Here is a 16291-nt window from a genome sequence, read left to right on the forward strand (position 1 = left end):
CTTATGGCTGCTGCCAGAGAATGACAGCGGCCGTTACCAACAAGTTGACGAGCGTCAGCGGCAGGCACACTTTCCAGCCGAAGGACATTACCTGGTCATAACGCGGACGCGGTAACGCTGCGCGAATCAAAATGAACATCATCATGAAGAACGCGGTTTTCAGCGCGAACCAGATGAACGGCGGTAAGAACGGGCCATGCCAGCCACCGAAGAACAGCGTTACCATCAACGCGGAAATGGTGACGATACCGATGTACTCGCCCACGAAGAACAGACCGAATTTCATACCGGAATATTCGATGTGGTAACCGTCGGCCAGTTCCTGTTCGGCTTCCGGCTGGTCAAACGGGTGACGGTGACACACGGCCACGCCCGCGATGGCAAAGGTAATAAACCCAAAGAACTGCGGAATCACGTTCCAGATGTCGGCCTGGTTGTTGACGATGTCGGTCATGTTGAATGAACCGGCCTGCGCCACTACGCCCATCAGGGAGAGACCCAGGAACACTTCGTAGCTCAGGGTCTGCGCAGACGCACGCATCGCACCCAGCAGCGAGTATTTGTTGTTACTGGACCAGCCTGCGAACAGCACCGCGTAAACCGCGAGGCCTGCCATCATCAGGAAGAACAGAATGCCGATGTTCAGGTCAGCGACCACCCAGGTCGGGCTGACCGGAACGATAGCAAACGCCAGCAGCAGCGAGGTGAAGGCGATCATCGGTGCCAGAGTAAAGATCACGCGATCGGAGAAGCGCGGGATCCAGTCCTCTTTAAAGAACATCTTGATCATGTCCGCCACCAGCTGGAGTGAACCACCCCAGCCCACGCGGTTCGGTCCGTAACGGTTCTGGAACAGACCGAGCAGACGACGTTCACCAAAGCTCATGAACGCGCCGCAGGTGACCACCACCAGCAGGATAACAATCGCTTTCAGAATGCTCAGCAGGATGTCGATAAGATCCGGCGTTAACCAACTCATGCTTTTGCCTCCTGCAGATTATCAAGACGCGCACCCGCCAGAACCGGCGCGATGCCAGGCATACCCATCGGCAGACCGACCTGCCCTGCTGTCAGACTTTCAGAAATAATCAGCGGCAGGCTGATGGTCTGGCCGTCATAGCTAAAGGCAATGTTCGCGCCCGCGTTAACGCCAAGCTTCGCAGCGTCCGCCGGGTTGAGCTTGATGTACGGCTGCGGCATGCGGGTCTGGAAGACCGGTGAACGCTGGGACAGCTCGTCGCTACCGAACAGGTGGTAGTACGGGGCAATACGCCAGCTACCGTCCTGCGCCTGGAAGCTCGCCGGAACGGTGGTGAAGAAGTCCAGACCGGTTTCGGAGGCTTCAATCAGACGCACGCCCGGATCGCCGTGGCGCAGGTGACCGCCCACTTCAGCCTGGAACTTGTTCCATGCCTGCGGGGAGTTCCAGCCCGGTGCCCATGCAAACGGGATTTGCGAACGCGGCGCAGACGGCTGGTTGTTCCCTTCCATCGAGAAGGCAAACATGGTGTCTTTGTCCTGCGGCTGACGCGGTTCGTGCACGCTGATGTTGGCGCGTATCGCGGTACGACCGCTGTAGCGGTGCGGCTCACGCGCCAGTTTCTGGCCGCGAATGCGGAAGCTTGCGTCAGGCGCGGCGTCTTTAATACCCGCCAGCTGAGGCAGTTTCTCAACAACCGCGTCGATAACGTGGTCGAGCTGCGTCCAGTCCACTTCACGGCTCTGCACGGTGCTGTGCAGAGAGTGCAGCCAGCGCCAGCTTTCCAGCATCACAGTGTTGCTGTCGTAGTAGGCCGGGTCATAAACCTGGAAGAAACGCTGGGCGCGGCCTTCGTTGTTGATCACCGTCCCGTCGCTTTCTGCGAAGCTTGCCGCAGAGAGCACGAGGTGCGCTTTGTCCATGATCGCGGTGCGCTGATGGTCGATAACCATCACCAGCGGCGCTCTGGAGAGCGCGGCGTCAACGCGAGCGGCAGAAGCATGGCGATGCAGGTCGTTTTCCAGCACCACAACGGCGTCAGCGGCACCGGATTCCAGTTCGCTTAACGCGTCTTCCAGCGAGCCGCCGCCAATCATACCCAGACCGATGCTGTTCACCGCACGGGCAATCATAGTCACACCGACGTCAGCGCCACGGCCCTTCAGGGCTTTGGCAACGTTCGCTGCGGCCTGAATGATTTCAGCGCTACCGGCGTTGGTACCGGAAATAATCAGAGGTTTCTTCGCCCCCGCCAGCGCCTGAACAATCACGTCGACCTTGTTTTGCAGGTCGCGATCCAGTTCAACGGCCGGCGAGCTGCTGTCCAGCGCGTGGGCAATGGCAAAGCCGAGACGCGCCTGATCTTCAACCGGCGCGCAGTAGGTCCACGCGGCGATATCGTCCAGACGGGTGTTGTCAACGTTAGTCACAAACAGAGGATGCTTCGCGCGCTGGCCGATGTTCAGGATGGCCGCAATCTGCCAGTCAGCCACTTTCTGCGCCGCTGCCATTTCACGTGCTTTGCCTTTCACCGCCTGACGAACCGCCAGAGCCGCGCGTGCGCCAGTCTGCGTCAGGTCTTCACCGAGCACCAGAACCGCATCATAGGATTCGATTTCGCGCAGCGCAGGCGTATGAATGCCGCCTTCACGCAGCACTTTCAGCACCAGCTGGAGACGTTCCTGCTCGCCCTGGGCGATACCGGTGTAGAAGTTTTCCGCCCCAACCAGCTCGCGCAGCGCGAAGTTGCTTTCGATGCTGGCGCGCGGGGAGCCGATGCCGATCACTTTCTTCGACTGACGCAGAATATCCGCCGCGCCCTGCATCGCCTGCTCAGCGTTGAGGGTAATGACGTCATCGCCACGGCGCTGAACCGGCTGACGCGGACGGTCTTTCAGGTTCACATAGCCATAGCCGAAACGACCGCGGTCGCAGAGGAAGTAGTGGTTAACGGTACCGTTGTAACGGTTTTCGATACGACGTAGTTCGCCGTAGCGCTCGCCCGGGCTGGTGTTACAGCCAAGGGAACACTGCTGGCAGATGCTTGGCGCAAACTGCATGTCCCATTTACGGTTGTAACGTTCAGAGTGGGTTTTATCCGTGAATACGCCGGTCGGACAGATTTCTACCAGGTTACCGGAGAATTCGCTTTCCAGCGTACCGTCTTCCGGACGACCGAAGTAGACGTTGTCATGCGCGCCATATACGCCCAGATCCTGTCCGTCTGCATAATCTTTGTAATAACGCACGCAGCGGTAGCAGGCGATGCAGCGGTTCATTTCGTGAGAGATGAACGGCCCCAGATCCTGGTTACGGTGGGTACGCTTGGTAAAGCGATAGCGACGGAAGCTGTGACCGGTCATGACGGTCATATCCTGAAGGTGGCAGTTACCGCCCTCCTCACACACCGGACAGTCGTGCGGGTGGTTGGTCATCAACCACTCCACCACGCTTTCACGGAACTGTTTGGCTTCTTCGTCATCAATCGAAATAAAGGTGCCTTCGGCGGCTGGCGTCATACAGGACATCACCAGGCGACCACGCGTGTCTTCCGCGTTTTGATATTGCTTCACCGCACACTGGCGGCAAGCACCGACGCTGCCCAGCGCCGGATGCCAGCAAAAGTACGGAATATCGAGGCCAAGAGACAGACAAGCTTCCAGCAGGTTGTCCGCCCCGTTGACTTCGTATTCTTTGCCGTCTACATGAATCGTAGCCATTAGCATGCTTCCAGTTGGCTCGGCCGAAACCGAGCGTTAATCAAAATTCTGTTTTTACCAGCGCGCTTTCAGCAGGTTCGGCTGAATACCATTGATCGAATGGGTATTGCTGAACGGCTGCTTGATGCCTGCTTCGAATTCGTCGCGGAAATATTTAATCGCGCTTTGCAGCGGCTCGACGGCGCCCGGTGCGTGGGCACAGAAGGTTTTACCCGGCCCTAAGAATCGACACAGTTGCTCAAGTGTCTCGATATCGCCAGGCTGGCCTTCGCCACGTTCGATAGCACGCAGGATCTTCACGCTCCACGGCAGACCATCACGGCACGGTGTACACCAGCCGCAGGACTCGCGGGCGAAGAACTCTTCCAGGTTACGCACCAGGGATACCATGCCGATCTCGTGGTCGACGGCCATCGCCAGCGCGGTACCCAGACGGCTGCCTGCTTTACCAATGCTTTCGAACTCCATTGGCAGGTCAAGATGGGCTTCGGTCAGGAAGTCCGTCCCTGCCCCACCCGGCTGCCAGGCTTTGAATTTCAGGCCATCGCGCATGCCGCCGGCGTAGTCTTCAAGAATTTCGCGTGCGGTGGTGCCGAACGGCAGCTCCCAGACGCCAGGGTTCTTCACGCGACCGGAGAAGCCCATCAGCTTGGTACCGGCATCTTTGCTTGAGGAGATGCCCTGATACCACTCCACGCCGTTCGCGAGGATCGCCGGGACGTTGCACAGGGTTTCGACGTTGTTGACGCAGGTCGGTTTACCCCACACGCCGGAGCTTGCCGGGAACGGTGGCTTGGAGCGCGGGTTCGCGCGGCGGCCTTCCAGGGAGTTAATCAGCGCGGTTTCTTCACCGCAGATATAACGCCCGGCACCGGTGTGCACGAACAGCTCGAAGTCAAACCCAGTGCCCAGGATGTTTTTACCCAGCAGACCGGCTTCAGTGGCTTCGGCAATCGCGCGACGCAGGTTTTCAGCCGCTTCGATGTATTCACCGCGCAGGAAGATGTAGCCACGGTACGCTTTCAGCGCGAACGCGGAGATCAGCATGCCTTCCACCAGCAGGTGCGGCAGCTGTTCCATCAGCAGGCGGTCTTTATAGGTACCCGGCTCCATCTCATCGGCGTTACACAGCAGGTAACGGATGTTCATGGATTCATCTTTCGGCATCAGGCTCCACTTCAGACCGGTGGAGAAGCCCGCGCCGCCGCGGCCTTTCAGGCCAGACTCTTTCACCGCGTTAACGATGTCGTCCGGCGCCATGCCGCCAAGGGCTTTACGCGCGCCGGCATAGCCGTTTTTGCTCTGATATTCGTCGAGCCAGACCGGCTGTTTGTCATCACGCAGACGCCAGGTCAGCGGATGCGTCTCAGCAGTACGAATTACAGTTTTCATTTGTACTGCTCCAGCAGGTCGGGAATCGCTTCCGGCGTCAGATGGCTGTGAGTGTCCTCATCAATCATCATGGTCGGCCCCTTGTCGCAGTTACCCAGGCAGCAGGTTGGCAGCAGAGTAAAGCGTCCGTCGAAGGTGGTCTGGCCCGGCTTGATATTGAGTTTCTTCTCAATCGCAGCCTGAATGCCCTGATAACCGGTGATGTGGCAGACCACGCTGTCACAGTAGCGGATCACATGGCGGCCTACCGGCTGACGGAAGATCTGGCTGTAGAACGTGGCTACGCCTTCTACGTCACTTGCCGGAATGCCCAGCACTTTTGCGATCTCGTAGATCGCCCCATCCGGCACCCAACCACGCTGTTTCTGTACGATTTTCAGCGCTTCAATGGACGCCGCACGCGGGTCTTCGTAGTGGTGCATCTCGTGCTCAATGGCGGCACGCTCTGCTTCACTCAGCTCAAAAGCCTCGGTTTGTGGTTGTTGATTCTCGTGCATAATTAGCGGTCCACATCTGACATAACAAAATCGATACTACCCAGATACACAATCAGGTCGGAGACCAGACTGCCGCGAATGGCGGCCGGGATCTGCTGCAAGTGTGCGAAGCTTGGCGTACGCACGCGGGTGCGGTAGCTCATGGTGCTGCCGTCGCTGGTGAGGTAGTAGCTGTTGATACCCTTGGTCGCTTCAATCATCTGGAAGGATTCCTGTGCCGGCATGACCGGGCCCCAGGAAACTTGCAGGAAGTGGGTGATCAGGGTTTCGATATGTTGCAGCGTGCGCTCTTTCGGTGGCGGCGTCGTCAGCGGGTGATCCGCCTTGAACGGGCCTTCCGGCATGTTGTTGAGGCACTGCTCAAGGATGCGCAGGCTCTGGCGCAGCTCTTCCACTTTCAGCATCACGCGGGTATAGCAGTCGGATACGCCGCCGCCAACCGGGACTTCAAAGTCGAAGTTCTCGTAACCAGAGTAAGGACGGGCTTTACGCACGTCGAAATCAATACCCGTCGCACGCAGACCTGCACCTGTGGTTCCCCACTCCAGCGCTTCTTTCGCGCCGTAGGCAGCAACGCCCTGAGAACGGCCTTTCAGGATGGAGTTACGCAGCGCGGCTTTCTCGTAAGACGCCAGACGTTTCGGCATCCAGTCGAGGAATTCACGCAGCAGGCGGTCCCAGCCGCGCGGCAGATCGTGCGCCACACCGCCGATGCGGAACCAGGCCGGGTGCATACGGAAACCGGTAATCGCTTCCACCAGATCGTAGATTTTCTGACGATCGGTAAAGGCGAAGAAGACCGGCGTCATCGCGCCGACGTCCTGAATGAACGTGGAGATGTACAGCAGGTGGCTGTTAATACGGAACAGTTCAGACAGCATCACGCGAATCACGTTAACGCGATCCGGGACGGTGATGCCTGCCAGCTTCTCAACGGCCAGCACGTATGGCATTTCGTTCACGCAGCCGCCGAGGTATTCGATACGGTCGGTGTACGGAATGTAGCTGTGCCAGGACTGACGCTCGCCCATCTTCTCGGCACCACGGTGGTGATAGCCGATGTCAGGCACGCAGTCGACAATCTCTTCGCCGTCAAGCTGAAGAATAATACGGAATGCACCGTGCGCAGACGGGTGGTTTGGACCGAGGTTGAGGAACATGAAGTCCTCGTTTTCGGTGCCGCGCTTCATGCCCCAGTCTTCCGGCTTGAAGGTCAGCGCTTCCATCTCCAGATCCTGCTTGGCTTTGGTCAGCTCAAACGGGTCGAATTCGGTGGCGCGTGCCGGGTAGTCTTTACGCAGCGGGTGGCCGGTCCAGGTCTGCGGCATCATGATGCGCGTCAGATGCGGGTGACCGTCGAAGGTCATGCCGAACATTTCCCAGGTTTCACGCTCGTACCAGTTGGCGTTCGGGAAAAGTTTGGTGATCGTCGGCAGATGCATGTCGTTTTCAGACAATGCCACCTTGAGCATGATATCCGTGTTGCGGTCTATTGAGATCAGGTGGTAGAAAACGGAAAAATCCGCAGCAGGGAGACCCTGGCGGTGCGTTCTCAGACGTTCGTCCATGCCGTGTAAGTCAAACAGCATGACGTAAGGTTTTGGCAATTTCTTGAGGAAATCGACAACTTCCAGTAATTGCTCACGCTTCACCCAAACAACGGGTACCCCGGTGCGGGTGGCCTGAACAGTAAAGGCATCCGGCCCAAAACGGTTGCGCAGTTCGCCAATGACGGGGTCATCGAGATGATCCCGGGTCTGCCAGGCGGCTTCTTGCGCGGTTAAGTCGGTCATATTGTTCACCATTGCAAATGGTCCGTGGTGACTGTTAAGCCTGGCTTCGCGCTATTTGAGTAGTGATATGCGAAGGTGTTCTCCAGGCCCACAGGCGCAAATTAAATTTCGTCAGGCGTACGCAGGTTGGTGACGGCAATACGTTCACCACGTTTACGCTCGCGCTCAGACTGCATGTTCGCGCGATAGACACCCTGATCGCCAACAACCCATGAAAGCGGGCGGCGTTCTTTACCAATTGACTCCTGGAGCAGCATCAGCGCCTGCATATAGGCCTCTGGACGCGGCGGGCAGCCCGGGATGTACACATCCACCGGAATGAACTTATCAACGCCCTGCACAACGGAATAAATGTCGTACATACCGCCGGAGTTTGCACATGCGCCCATGGAGATAACCCATTTTGGCTCCAGCATCTGGTCATAAAGACGCTGAATAACCGGTGCCATCTTGGTAAAGCAGGTCCCGGCCACCACCATCAGGTCAGCCTGACGTGGAGAAGCACGCAGTACCTCGGCCCCAAAACGCGCAACGTCATGCACCGCAGTGAATGACGTCACCATTTCAACGTAGCAGCAAGAAAGGCCAAAGTTGTATGGCCAGATGGAGTTCTTACGACCCCAGTTGACCATGTCGTGCATGGCATGTTCGAGCTTGCCCATGTACACGCTTTTGTTGACTTCTTGCTCCAGGGGGTCGGTTACGATCTCCTGTTTTTGCAGGGGGTAACGGTCATTCTCACCGTTAGGATCTATGCGGGTGAGCGTATAATCCATCTTATTGCCTCGCTGTTACTGCTGACGATTAGAGATACTGTTTTCCGGGTTGATGTGTTCACGGCGTGAACGCACAGGTGTCCAGTCCAGCGCGCCAATACGCACCAGATAAACCAGACCGGCCAGTAACACTAAAATGAAAATTGCGGCCTCGACAAAGCCCACCCAACCACTTTCGCGAATGGAGGTAGACCACGCGAAGAGGTAAAGCGCTTCCACGTCAAAAATGACGAAGAACATGGCTACCAGGTAGAACTTGGCAGACAGGCGTAAGCGAGCGGTACCTACTGAATCAATACCTGATTCGAAAGGTGTGTTTTTGTGCCTTGCGCGGGCGCGACCGCCCAGGAACCAGCCGCCGACTAACATCAGGCAGCACAGGCCAATGGCTACAATAAGAAAGATTGCGAATGCCCAGTGATGAGCGATGACTTCTGTGGATGTTGACATACTCATTGCTTACTCATCAAAAGTGATACCGACGACACTGCTCTTGCTGGCAGATGGGCATCACATCGATTCATGGGGAGGAACAAAATAACCTTACACTAACTGTCAGAAATGAGACATAGACAGCAAAATGATGGGGTTTTTTACTCCTTTCTATAACCTTTTGTCAACTTTAACAAAGGTTTCTTCACATTAAATTACAACGTGCGATTCTCATTAACATTTGGTGCCCTTTAACCCTGGTGGGTACATGACTTTCCGTCAAATGCATCTTGTTGAATCGTGTCCGTTTTGGAAGTAAAAAAAATAACCCTCCTATTTTGACAGGATTTGCCAACGATTCCTCCCCCCAAATGGGAGTATTTTCTTGATCTGAGACACGCTTTTGTTAATTCAATCAAAAAAACAGCAACATATTTCCTGTTTTTTTAACATCGGCGGGGTATGAGGTAAGTTAGAACAGGTATTGTTTACATCTTAACCAAAAACAATTTCTGCATTGATAAATAAGCGGTATTTGCTTTATCCCTGCTCCGTTCACGGTTATGAATAGCAAAAAAAACCACTCGCAGGAAAAAATCATGCGAGTGGCTCTTTTTTGCACTTACATTTTGTTACGAGAATTTTGAGGGAATGATCACTCAAAATCCCCTTCCACGATCAGGGAGTCGTCCCCTCCTTCGGGAGTAACAGGCGCGTACTGCCATGGATTGTGGTAGTTTTCCATTGCCTCGAACACCACTTTTGCCAGCTCGTTGTTGCTGGCGGCGTTATGGCACAGCAGGTACTCCGTATCCGGCAACGACGGGAGTCCCTCGGATTGACCCAGCACACGCAGATCGGGGCTCATCATCTCCACCGGACGGGCCGTTACGCCAAGCCCGGCCTTCACCGCCGCTCGCACTGCGGGCAAGGTTGACGCCACGTACGCCAGGCGCCATGGAATACCGGCTTCGTTGAGCGCAGCCAGCACCATATCGCGGAACGGACTCGGATCGTCCAGCAGGACCAGGGGTATCGGCTCACCTTTCTGCAATACATACTCCGCGGCACAGTACCAGTGCGTTGGAGAAGTACGCAGCGTCAGGCTGTCAAACTGGCCAGGTCGATGCGTGGTGACCACCAGGTCAACCTCGTTTTCTTTCAGCATCTCAACCATGAAAGCATTGCGTTTAACGCTAACGTCCAGGGCAAGCTTCGGATAAACCGAGCTAATTCGGTTGAGAAGGAAGGGTAAAATGGTATCTGCTGATTCATCTGACGCCCCTAATGTTAACACTCCCTGAAGGTTGCTAAACATTAATGACATACAGGCTTCATCATTAAAGCGCAGTATCTTTCTGGCATAACCCAGAAGCTGAATACCATGTTCTGTTAAAAGCTTATTACGTCCATGACGCGCAAAAAGCTCTTTACCAACCAGTTGTTCCAGCCGCTGCATTTGCTGACTCACGGCGGACTGGGTACGGCAAACGGCGGCAGCAGCTGCTGCAAAAGTGTTGAGATCGGCGACCGCAACAAACGTTCTCAGCAGATCGAGGTCGAGATTCATTATCGGACGATTTGCATTTATCATATCTTTTCACTTTCAGGTTGCTCGTGCGGAGCTGCCCGGGTTGAAGCTGTGTGTAACAGTTAAGCAATTCCTTCTGAAGAGTTTCCCTCGCATCCCGGCCCGGCAGACTGCCTGACAGATAGTTATTGTACTGCGGTATATCACCAGTCAGAAATCACGTTTCATGACGTTATTTTTATTCTCTTGCGTCCAGGATATTTCGTTGTTTGCAGGTCGATGTTAATACCATAAAGAGTAAGACATGTTTTCTGCCATCTATATCGCAGCGTTGGCAACGTAGCAAGATGTGACTTACCCAATCAGCCAGAGATAATTTTAACAATAACAATCGATTAATACAGGAAAGCAGTATCCGATATACGTAACAGGCCTATCGCTATGCTGCATTCCCGAAACACATCTTAACCCAAATCCACTATATTTATAAGTCTTATTGCAATATTAAGGATTTACCGCCAATGATAAGCAACTACACTCTTTTTATTAAAATTAACGAAAGTTGCATTTTCGTCGTTAATAATAAATAAAGTTTAATTTAGATTCAGGCCATTCATTAATAACCCTTAACATTAATTTCACATGAGTAACTTTTAACCTGGCTTTGCTAATATGGCAATCGGTATCTCAGCATTCAGGTTTTACGAATGGTCACTCAGGGGGACTAATGCATCAGCCCGAATCGTCTTTTTATTTATCCCAGAATAATATTCATCTTTATATGAAATTTTTAGCACAAACAACCCAACCTCCCTCTTTATCACGATAAATTCAGGCACAAAATCACTCCGTCGTTAGAGTAAGCGATCACCGCGGCATTGCCCGGTTGGACGAAATCTTCTTCTGTGCGCCCTTCAAAACGAAGCGCGGTGGGAGTACATTGTTCCGTGCTCACTTCCACGGCAGGAAGTTGCAATAATAGCGAAAAGGTTAAAGGTTCATGTCCCCTATCGAAAAATCCAGCAAGCTCGACAACGTCTGTTACGACATCCGTGGCCCGGTACTCAAAGAGGCAAAACGCCTTGAAGAGGAAGGCAATAAGGTTCTGAAACTCAACATCGGCAACCCCGCGCCATTTGGTTTTGAAGCGCCGGATGAGATCCTGGTGGATGTGATCCGTAACCTGCCCACTGCACAAGGCTACTGCGATTCAAAAGGGCTTTATTCCGCCCGTAAAGCCATCATGCAGCACTATCAGGCTCGCGGTATGCGCGACGTCACCGTTGAAGATATCTACATTGGCAACGGTGTCTCGGAGCTGATCGTTCAGGCGATGCAGGCGCTCCTGAACAGCGGCGATGAAATGCTGGTTCCTGCCCCGGATTATCCGCTGTGGACGGCTGCGGTGTCCCTGTCCAGCGGTAAAGCGGTGCACTACCTGTGCGACGAATCCTCTGACTGGTTCCCGGATCTGGATGATATTCGCGCCAAAATTACCCCGCGCACCCGGGGTATCGTGATCATTAACCCGAATAACCCGACGGGTGCGGTCTATTCAAAAGAGCTGCTGATGGAGATCGTCGAGATCGCCCGCCAGCACAACCTGATCATCTTTGCCGACGAGATTTACGACAAGATCCTGTACGACGCGGCGCAGCACCACTCTATCGCCGCGCTGGCGCCCGATCTGCTGACGGTCACCTTTAACGGACTGTCTAAAACTTACCGCGTTGCCGGTTTCCGTCAGGGCTGGATGGTACTGAACGGTCCGAAAAAACATGCGAAAGGCTACATTGAAGGGCTGGAGATGCTGGCATCCATGCGTCTGTGCGCCAACGTACCGGCGCAACATGCGATCCAGACAGCTCTCGGCGGCTATCAAAGCATCAGCGAGTTTATCGTTCCAGGCGGCCGCCTGTATGAACAGCGCAACCGCGCATGGGAATTGATTAATGATATTCCGGGCGTCTCCTGCGTGAAGCCTAACGGCGCGCTGTATATGTTCCCGAAAATCGACGCGAAGCGCTTCAATATTCACGACGATCAGAAAATGGTGCTCGACTTCCTGCTACAAGAAAAAGTGCTGCTGGTTCAGGGGACGGCGTTTAACTGGCCGTGGCCGGACCACGTGCGTATCGTGACGCTGCCGCGCGAAGACGATCTCGAGATGGCCATCAGCCGCTTCGGGCGCTTCCTCTCCGGGTACCATCAGTAACGCTGGCTTTCCGCCGGGTAGCGCTGCGCTTACCCGGCTTCACCATCCGCAAATTTGCATCTTCCCTCCCCTCCCCGCACAATGAAGTCTGTCGCAGTGAAGACATAAGGTAACCTATGAGTCAGAGTCATTTCTTTGCCCACCTCTCCCGCCTGAAACTCATCAACCGCTGGCCGCTGATGCGCAATGTGCGTACTGAAAATGTGTCTGAGCACAGTTTGCAGGTTGCCATGGTCGCGCACGCGCTGGCCGCGATTAAAAACCGCAAATTCAACGGGCAGGTGAATGCCGAACGTATCGCCCTGCTGGCGATGTATCACGATGCATCGGAAGTGCTGACCGGGGATCTGCCTACGCCGGTGAAATATTTCAACTCGCAGATTGCCCAGGAATATAAGGCCATTGAGAAGATTGCCCAGCAGAAGCTGATCGACATGGTGCCTGAAGAGCTGCGCGATATCTTCGGGCCGCTGATCGATGAGCATCAGTATACGGAAGAGGAGAAATCCCTGGTTAAGCAGGCCGATGCGCTGTGCGCCTACCTGAAGTGTCTGGAAGAGTTATCCGCCGGGAATAACGAATTTTTACTGGCAAAAACGCGTCTGGAAAAAACGCTGGAATCCCGTCGCAGCGAAGAGATGGACTACTTTATGCGCGTGTTTGTGCCGAGCTTCCATTTGTCGCTGGATGAGATTAGCCAGGATTCGCCACTCTGATTTTCGCCCAGCGGCGCTGCGCTTGCAGGGCCTACGGGGTTGTAGGCCGGGTAAGGCGTTGCCGCCACCCGGCAAAATGCTCAGAACGGAAACAGGACCGGTATCAATACCACGCACACCACCATCACCAGCACGGTGAACGGTACACCCAGCTTCACGAAATCACTGAACCTATAATTCCCGGGCCCCAGCACCAGCGTATTGACCGGGGAAGAGACCGGCGTCATAAATGCCGCGGACGCCGCCATCGCAACCATCATCGCAAACGGATACGGCGAAACGCCCATCGATTTTGCCATCGCCAGCGCAATGGGCGCCATCAGCACCGCCGTTGCGGTATTGGAGATGAACAAACCAATGGTGGCGCACATGACGAACAGGCAAACCATCATCAGGTACGGACCATATCCCCCGCCCGCGTCCATTAAGCCTTTCACGATCAAATCCACCCCGCCGGTTTTCTGTAGCGCCAGGGCGAAGGGCATCATCCCGACGATGAGAATGATGCTCGGCCAGTGAATCGCTTTGTAAGCGCTTTCGGCGTCAATACAGCGGAATTTGCCCATTAACAGACAGGCGATTATCGCCGCCACCGGGTTAGGGATCTCGTCCGTCAGCATCAGCGCGACCATCAATACCAGGCAAAAAATCGCATGAGGCGCCTGGCTGTGCGCCGGTGATGCATCGTTCTCTTCAATCGGCATATTCAGCACCACAAAATCGCGGCCTTTCTGCCCGAGCTGGCTAATCAGTTTCCAGTTGCCGACCACGAGGAAGATATCCCCCAGCAGGATCGGCTCATCCACCACCGCCCCTTCAAGGGCTACGCCATCGCGCTTCAGGCCCACCACGTTGAGGCCATAGCGGGTACGAAAGCCGATTTCACGCACGGTTTTGCCCAATAACTCCGATTCCGGGATCAGCGACACCTCGGCCATTCCCACATCCAGCGCCTGGTCAGAGAAATACTCGCCGCGCAGGACCATCGGCTCCAGCAGCTGCTCGCTACAAAACTCCCGCAGATCCACGTCTGCGGTGGACATATCAATCAGCAGGACGTCACGCGCGCGAAACTCTGACACCCCGTTCACGTTAACGATCACCCGACGAAAACGACGCCAGCGCTCAACCCCGATGACGTTCGCGCCATAGCGTTCGCGTAGCTTAAGGTCATCCAGCCGCTGCCCCACCATAGGCGATCCCGGGCGGATAGCCAGACGTCGGGCACGCCCGGTCAGACGATACTCTTTAATCAGATCGCGGAAAGAGCGCCGCTTCCAGCCCTCTTTGGCTTTATCCTGCTTCTCCCCTTTCAGCGCGAAACGGGTCAATAGCATATAGATAATGCCCATCACCAGTACCACCAGCCCGATCGGCGTAACGCTGAAAAAGCTAAACCCCTCAAGCCCCTCACGGATCAGTTCGCTGTTCACGACGAGGTTCGGCGGCGTTGCGACCAGCGTCATCATGCCGCTGATGAGCCCGGCGAAGCTCAACGGCATCATCAGCCGCGACGGGGAGATCTGCATCCTCATGCAGACGCTCAGCACGACCGGAATAAAGATGGCCACGACGCCCGTAGAGCTCATAAACGCGCCCAGCCCGGCGACCGTCAGCATCAGGTAAATCAGCATTTTGGTTTCGCTGCTGCCCGCCACCTTAACCAACCACGACCCCATCATCGTCGCCACGCCGGTGCGTACCAGCCCGTCGCCAATAATAAACAGGGCGGCAATCAAAATAACGTTGGGATCGCTAAACCCGGAAAAGGCTTCCGGCAGGGAAAGGGTACCGCTCAGAACGAATGCGACAATCACAAACAGGGCGACGGCATCCATGCGCACCTTGCCCGTGGCAAAAAGAATGATGGCGATTAACAGCAGGCTCAGGACCCAAATCAGTTCACCGTTCACAACATGTCCTTGTCAGTGGAGGAGAAGCAATTCTGCCATAAAAAAGCCCCGGTAATGCGGGGCTATATCATGGGATTACATTTTTAGCGAGACGGTTACAACTCCGTCTGACGCCTTCGAGACGTCGATGGCGGTCAGGGTGTTAAGCACGAAATCCGCCTCTTCCAGCCGGGGGGAACCCGCCGGGACGTTAACGGCAATGACGTGGCTTCCGGCGTTCAGCCCGGCCAGCACGCCTGCCGCCGCGTCTTCCACCACCACGCACTCCGCTGGCGCAAGGCCAAGCAGTTCTGCGCCGAGCAGAAACGCATCCGGTTCAGGCTTGCCGCGCTTCACGCGCTCAGCGGTAATGAAGACGTCCGGCGTCGGTAAACCTGCCGCCTTATGACGGGCATGCGCGACGGGAACCGAGCCGGAGGTGACGATAGCCCACGGGATCTGCGCTTCATTCAGGTGCTCAAGCAGTTCACGCGCACCGGGCAGCGCGGTGATGCCTTCGGTATCGGTAGCTTCAATCTGCTCAAGATAGCGGAACTCCGCCTGAATCTCTTCCTCAGAACGTCCCGCAAGGAAGTGCCGCAATGAGGTAATGGCCTGTTTGCCATGGATGAAATTCAGTACGTCCTGATGGTCGATGCCATGCCGGTCGGCCCAGTGGCACCACGAGCGCTCCACCACCGGTAGCGAATCCACCAGCGTACCGTCCAGATCAAACAGAAAACCTTTACACTGCACACACACCTCCGTCAGGCATTAATGATTTGTTGAATTTCGTTGCTGCTTAAATGGTACTGACGCGGACAGGCGTGCCACGCGCTCAGCATACGTTGATACTTATCCCACATCGGGGTCTGGGCGTTGAAGCCGTGCGTACCCGCATCAAAATGGGTGTAACGCCCTTCGGTATTCACCATAAAGCGTACATAGCTCAGATAGCGCGCTTCCGTCGCAGCATCAAAGCCCAGGAACGTCACGCGGCGCTCGTCAATGGTCTGCTGGTCCTTCAGATTGGTCCAGGACACATGCAGCGCATGGTACATCTCCATGATGTCGATAACGATACGGCAGGTTTCCTCTTTCAGTTCGCCAAATTCGCGATCCAGTTCGCGCATCTGCAAGCCAAAACCACGTTCAACAATGGTTTGCAGGCGGCTGTAGCGCGCAGCGTTATCGGGATCAAGCATAGTCATCATCTTGTACTGGTTAGACAAAATCAGACGTTGAGCATGGGTCATTTCCATCTTTCGACTCCTGTAGCGCATTGCACTGTAAAAAAAAGACACGGTAACTGATTGTTACTGTGCCTTCTTTTGGTCGTCGTTTCGAT

Annotated in this window: 13 protein-coding genes; 2 read left to right on the forward strand and 11 right to left on the reverse strand. The window is 55.1% G+C overall.

Annotated elements, in window-relative coordinates; all coding sequences use genetic code 11:
- Position 1 precedes the first annotated feature (1 nt).
- The 8 genes from nuoH to lrhA form a co-directional block, all read right to left on the reverse strand.
- On the reverse strand, positions 2–979 hold the full coding sequence (nuoH, locus tag L379_RS07930; RefSeq protein WP_008500211.1) for an NADH-quinone oxidoreductase subunit NuoH: 978 nt from the start codon (positions 977–979) through the stop codon (positions 2–4).
- Positions 976–3699 (reverse strand): NADH-quinone oxidoreductase subunit NuoG, encoded by a 2724-nt coding sequence (gene nuoG, locus L379_RS07925; protein WP_032654346.1) that lies wholly within the window; start codon positions 3697–3699, stop codon positions 976–978. The genes nuoH and nuoG overlap by 4 nt, the downstream gene beginning before the upstream one ends.
- A gap of 54 nt (positions 3700–3753) precedes the next feature.
- Positions 3754–5091: an NADH-quinone oxidoreductase subunit NuoF gene (nuoF, locus tag L379_RS07920; protein ID WP_003861487.1), complete on the reverse strand. Its 1338-nt coding sequence runs from the start codon at positions 5089–5091 to the stop codon at positions 3754–3756.
- Positions 5088–5588, reverse strand: coding sequence for an NADH-quinone oxidoreductase subunit NuoE (gene nuoE, locus L379_RS07915; protein ID WP_006176513.1), 501 nt, complete (start codon positions 5586–5588; stop codon positions 5088–5090). The genes nuoF and nuoE overlap by 4 nt, the downstream gene beginning before the upstream one ends.
- 2 nt (positions 5589–5590) lie before the next feature.
- Positions 5591–7393 (reverse strand): NADH-quinone oxidoreductase subunit C/D, encoded by a 1803-nt coding sequence (gene nuoC / locus L379_RS07910; protein ID WP_003861484.1) that lies wholly within the window; start codon positions 7391–7393, stop codon positions 5591–5593.
- 89 nt (positions 7394–7482) lie between these two features.
- Positions 7483–8157 carry an NADH-quinone oxidoreductase subunit NuoB gene (nuoB, locus tag L379_RS07905; protein WP_003861482.1) on the reverse strand — a complete coding sequence of 225 codons (675 nt, stop codon included), beginning with the start codon at positions 8155–8157 and terminating at the stop codon, positions 7483–7485.
- A gap of 15 nt (positions 8158–8172) precedes the next feature.
- Positions 8173–8613 (reverse strand): NADH-quinone oxidoreductase subunit NuoA, encoded by a 441-nt coding sequence (gene nuoA / locus L379_RS07900; RefSeq protein WP_003861475.1) that lies wholly within the window; start codon positions 8611–8613, stop codon positions 8173–8175.
- 631 nt (positions 8614–9244) lie between these two features.
- Positions 9245–10183 carry a transcriptional regulator LrhA gene (gene lrhA, locus L379_RS07895; RefSeq protein ID WP_017693002.1) on the reverse strand — a complete coding sequence of 313 codons (939 nt, stop codon included), beginning with the start codon at positions 10181–10183 and terminating at the stop codon, positions 9245–9247.
- A gap of 937 nt (positions 10184–11120) precedes the next feature.
- Here lrhA and alaA point away from each other — a divergent pair.
- Positions 11121–12335 carry an alanine transaminase AlaA gene (alaA, locus tag L379_RS07890; RefSeq protein WP_003861471.1) on the forward strand — a complete coding sequence of 405 codons (1215 nt, stop codon included), beginning with the start codon at positions 11121–11123 and terminating at the stop codon, positions 12333–12335.
- Between the two features lie 116 nt (positions 12336–12451).
- Positions 12452–13051 carry a 5'-deoxynucleotidase gene (yfbR, locus tag L379_RS07885; protein WP_003861468.1) on the forward strand — a complete coding sequence of 200 codons (600 nt, stop codon included), beginning with the start codon at positions 12452–12454 and terminating at the stop codon, positions 13049–13051.
- 80 nt (positions 13052–13131) lie between these two features.
- Here yfbR and L379_RS07880 read toward each other — a convergent pair whose 3' ends face one another.
- From L379_RS07880 to L379_RS07870, 3 genes are all read right to left on the reverse strand, one after another.
- On the reverse strand, positions 13132–14964 hold the full coding sequence (locus L379_RS07880; RefSeq protein WP_017693001.1) for an SLC13 family permease: 1833 nt from the start codon (positions 14962–14964) through the stop codon (positions 13132–13134).
- Positions 14965–15039: 75 nt separating this feature from the next.
- Positions 15040–15699 carry a sugar phosphatase gene (locus L379_RS07875; protein WP_003861463.1) on the reverse strand — a complete coding sequence of 220 codons (660 nt, stop codon included), beginning with the start codon at positions 15697–15699 and terminating at the stop codon, positions 15040–15042.
- An 11-nt stretch (positions 15700–15710) separates the two neighbouring features.
- Positions 15711–16205, reverse strand: coding sequence for a YfbU family protein (locus L379_RS07870; RefSeq protein ID WP_003861461.1), 495 nt, complete (start codon positions 16203–16205; stop codon positions 15711–15713).
- Between the last annotated feature and the right edge of the window lie 86 nt (positions 16206–16291).

The organism is Enterobacter sp. MGH 33 (assembly GCF_000534535.1).
GTDB classification, from domain to species: domain Bacteria; phylum Pseudomonadota; class Gammaproteobacteria; order Enterobacterales; family Enterobacteriaceae; genus Enterobacter; species Enterobacter hormaechei_C.

Excerpts from the sequence above, each read along its gene's own strand:
- nuoH (WP_008500211.1), bottom strand. The coding sequence starts at position 979 with ATGAGTTGGTTAACGCCGGATCTTATCGACATCCTGCTGAGCATTCTG.
- nuoG (WP_032654346.1), bottom strand. The coding sequence starts at position 3,699 with ATGGCTACGATTCATGTAGACGGCAAAGAATACGAAGTCAACGGGGCG.
- nuoF (WP_003861487.1), bottom strand. The coding sequence starts at position 5,091 with ATGAAAACTGTAATTCGTACTGCTGAGACGCATCCGCTGACCTGGCGT.
- nuoE (WP_006176513.1), bottom strand. The coding sequence starts at position 5,588 with ATGCACGAGAATCAACAACCACAAACCGAGGCTTTTGAGCTGAGTGAA.
- nuoC (WP_003861484.1), bottom strand. The coding sequence starts at position 7,393 with ATGGTGAACAATATGACCGACTTAACCGCGCAAGAAGCCGCCTGGCAG.
- nuoB (WP_003861482.1), bottom strand. The coding sequence starts at position 8,157 with ATGGATTATACGCTCACCCGCATAGATCCTAACGGTGAGAATGACCGT.
- nuoA (WP_003861475.1), bottom strand. The coding sequence starts at position 8,613 with ATGAGTATGTCAACATCCACAGAAGTCATCGCTCATCACTGGGCATTC.
- lrhA (WP_017693002.1), bottom strand. The coding sequence starts at position 10,183 with ATGATAAATGCAAATCGTCCGATAATGAATCTCGACCTCGATCTGCTG.
- alaA (WP_003861471.1), top strand. The coding sequence starts at position 11,121 with ATGTCCCCTATCGAAAAATCCAGCAAGCTCGACAACGTCTGTTACGAC.
- yfbR (WP_003861468.1), top strand. The coding sequence starts at position 12,452 with ATGAGTCAGAGTCATTTCTTTGCCCACCTCTCCCGCCTGAAACTCATC.
- L379_RS07870 (WP_003861461.1), bottom strand. The coding sequence starts at position 16,205 with ATGGAAATGACCCATGCTCAACGTCTGATTTTGTCTAACCAGTACAAG.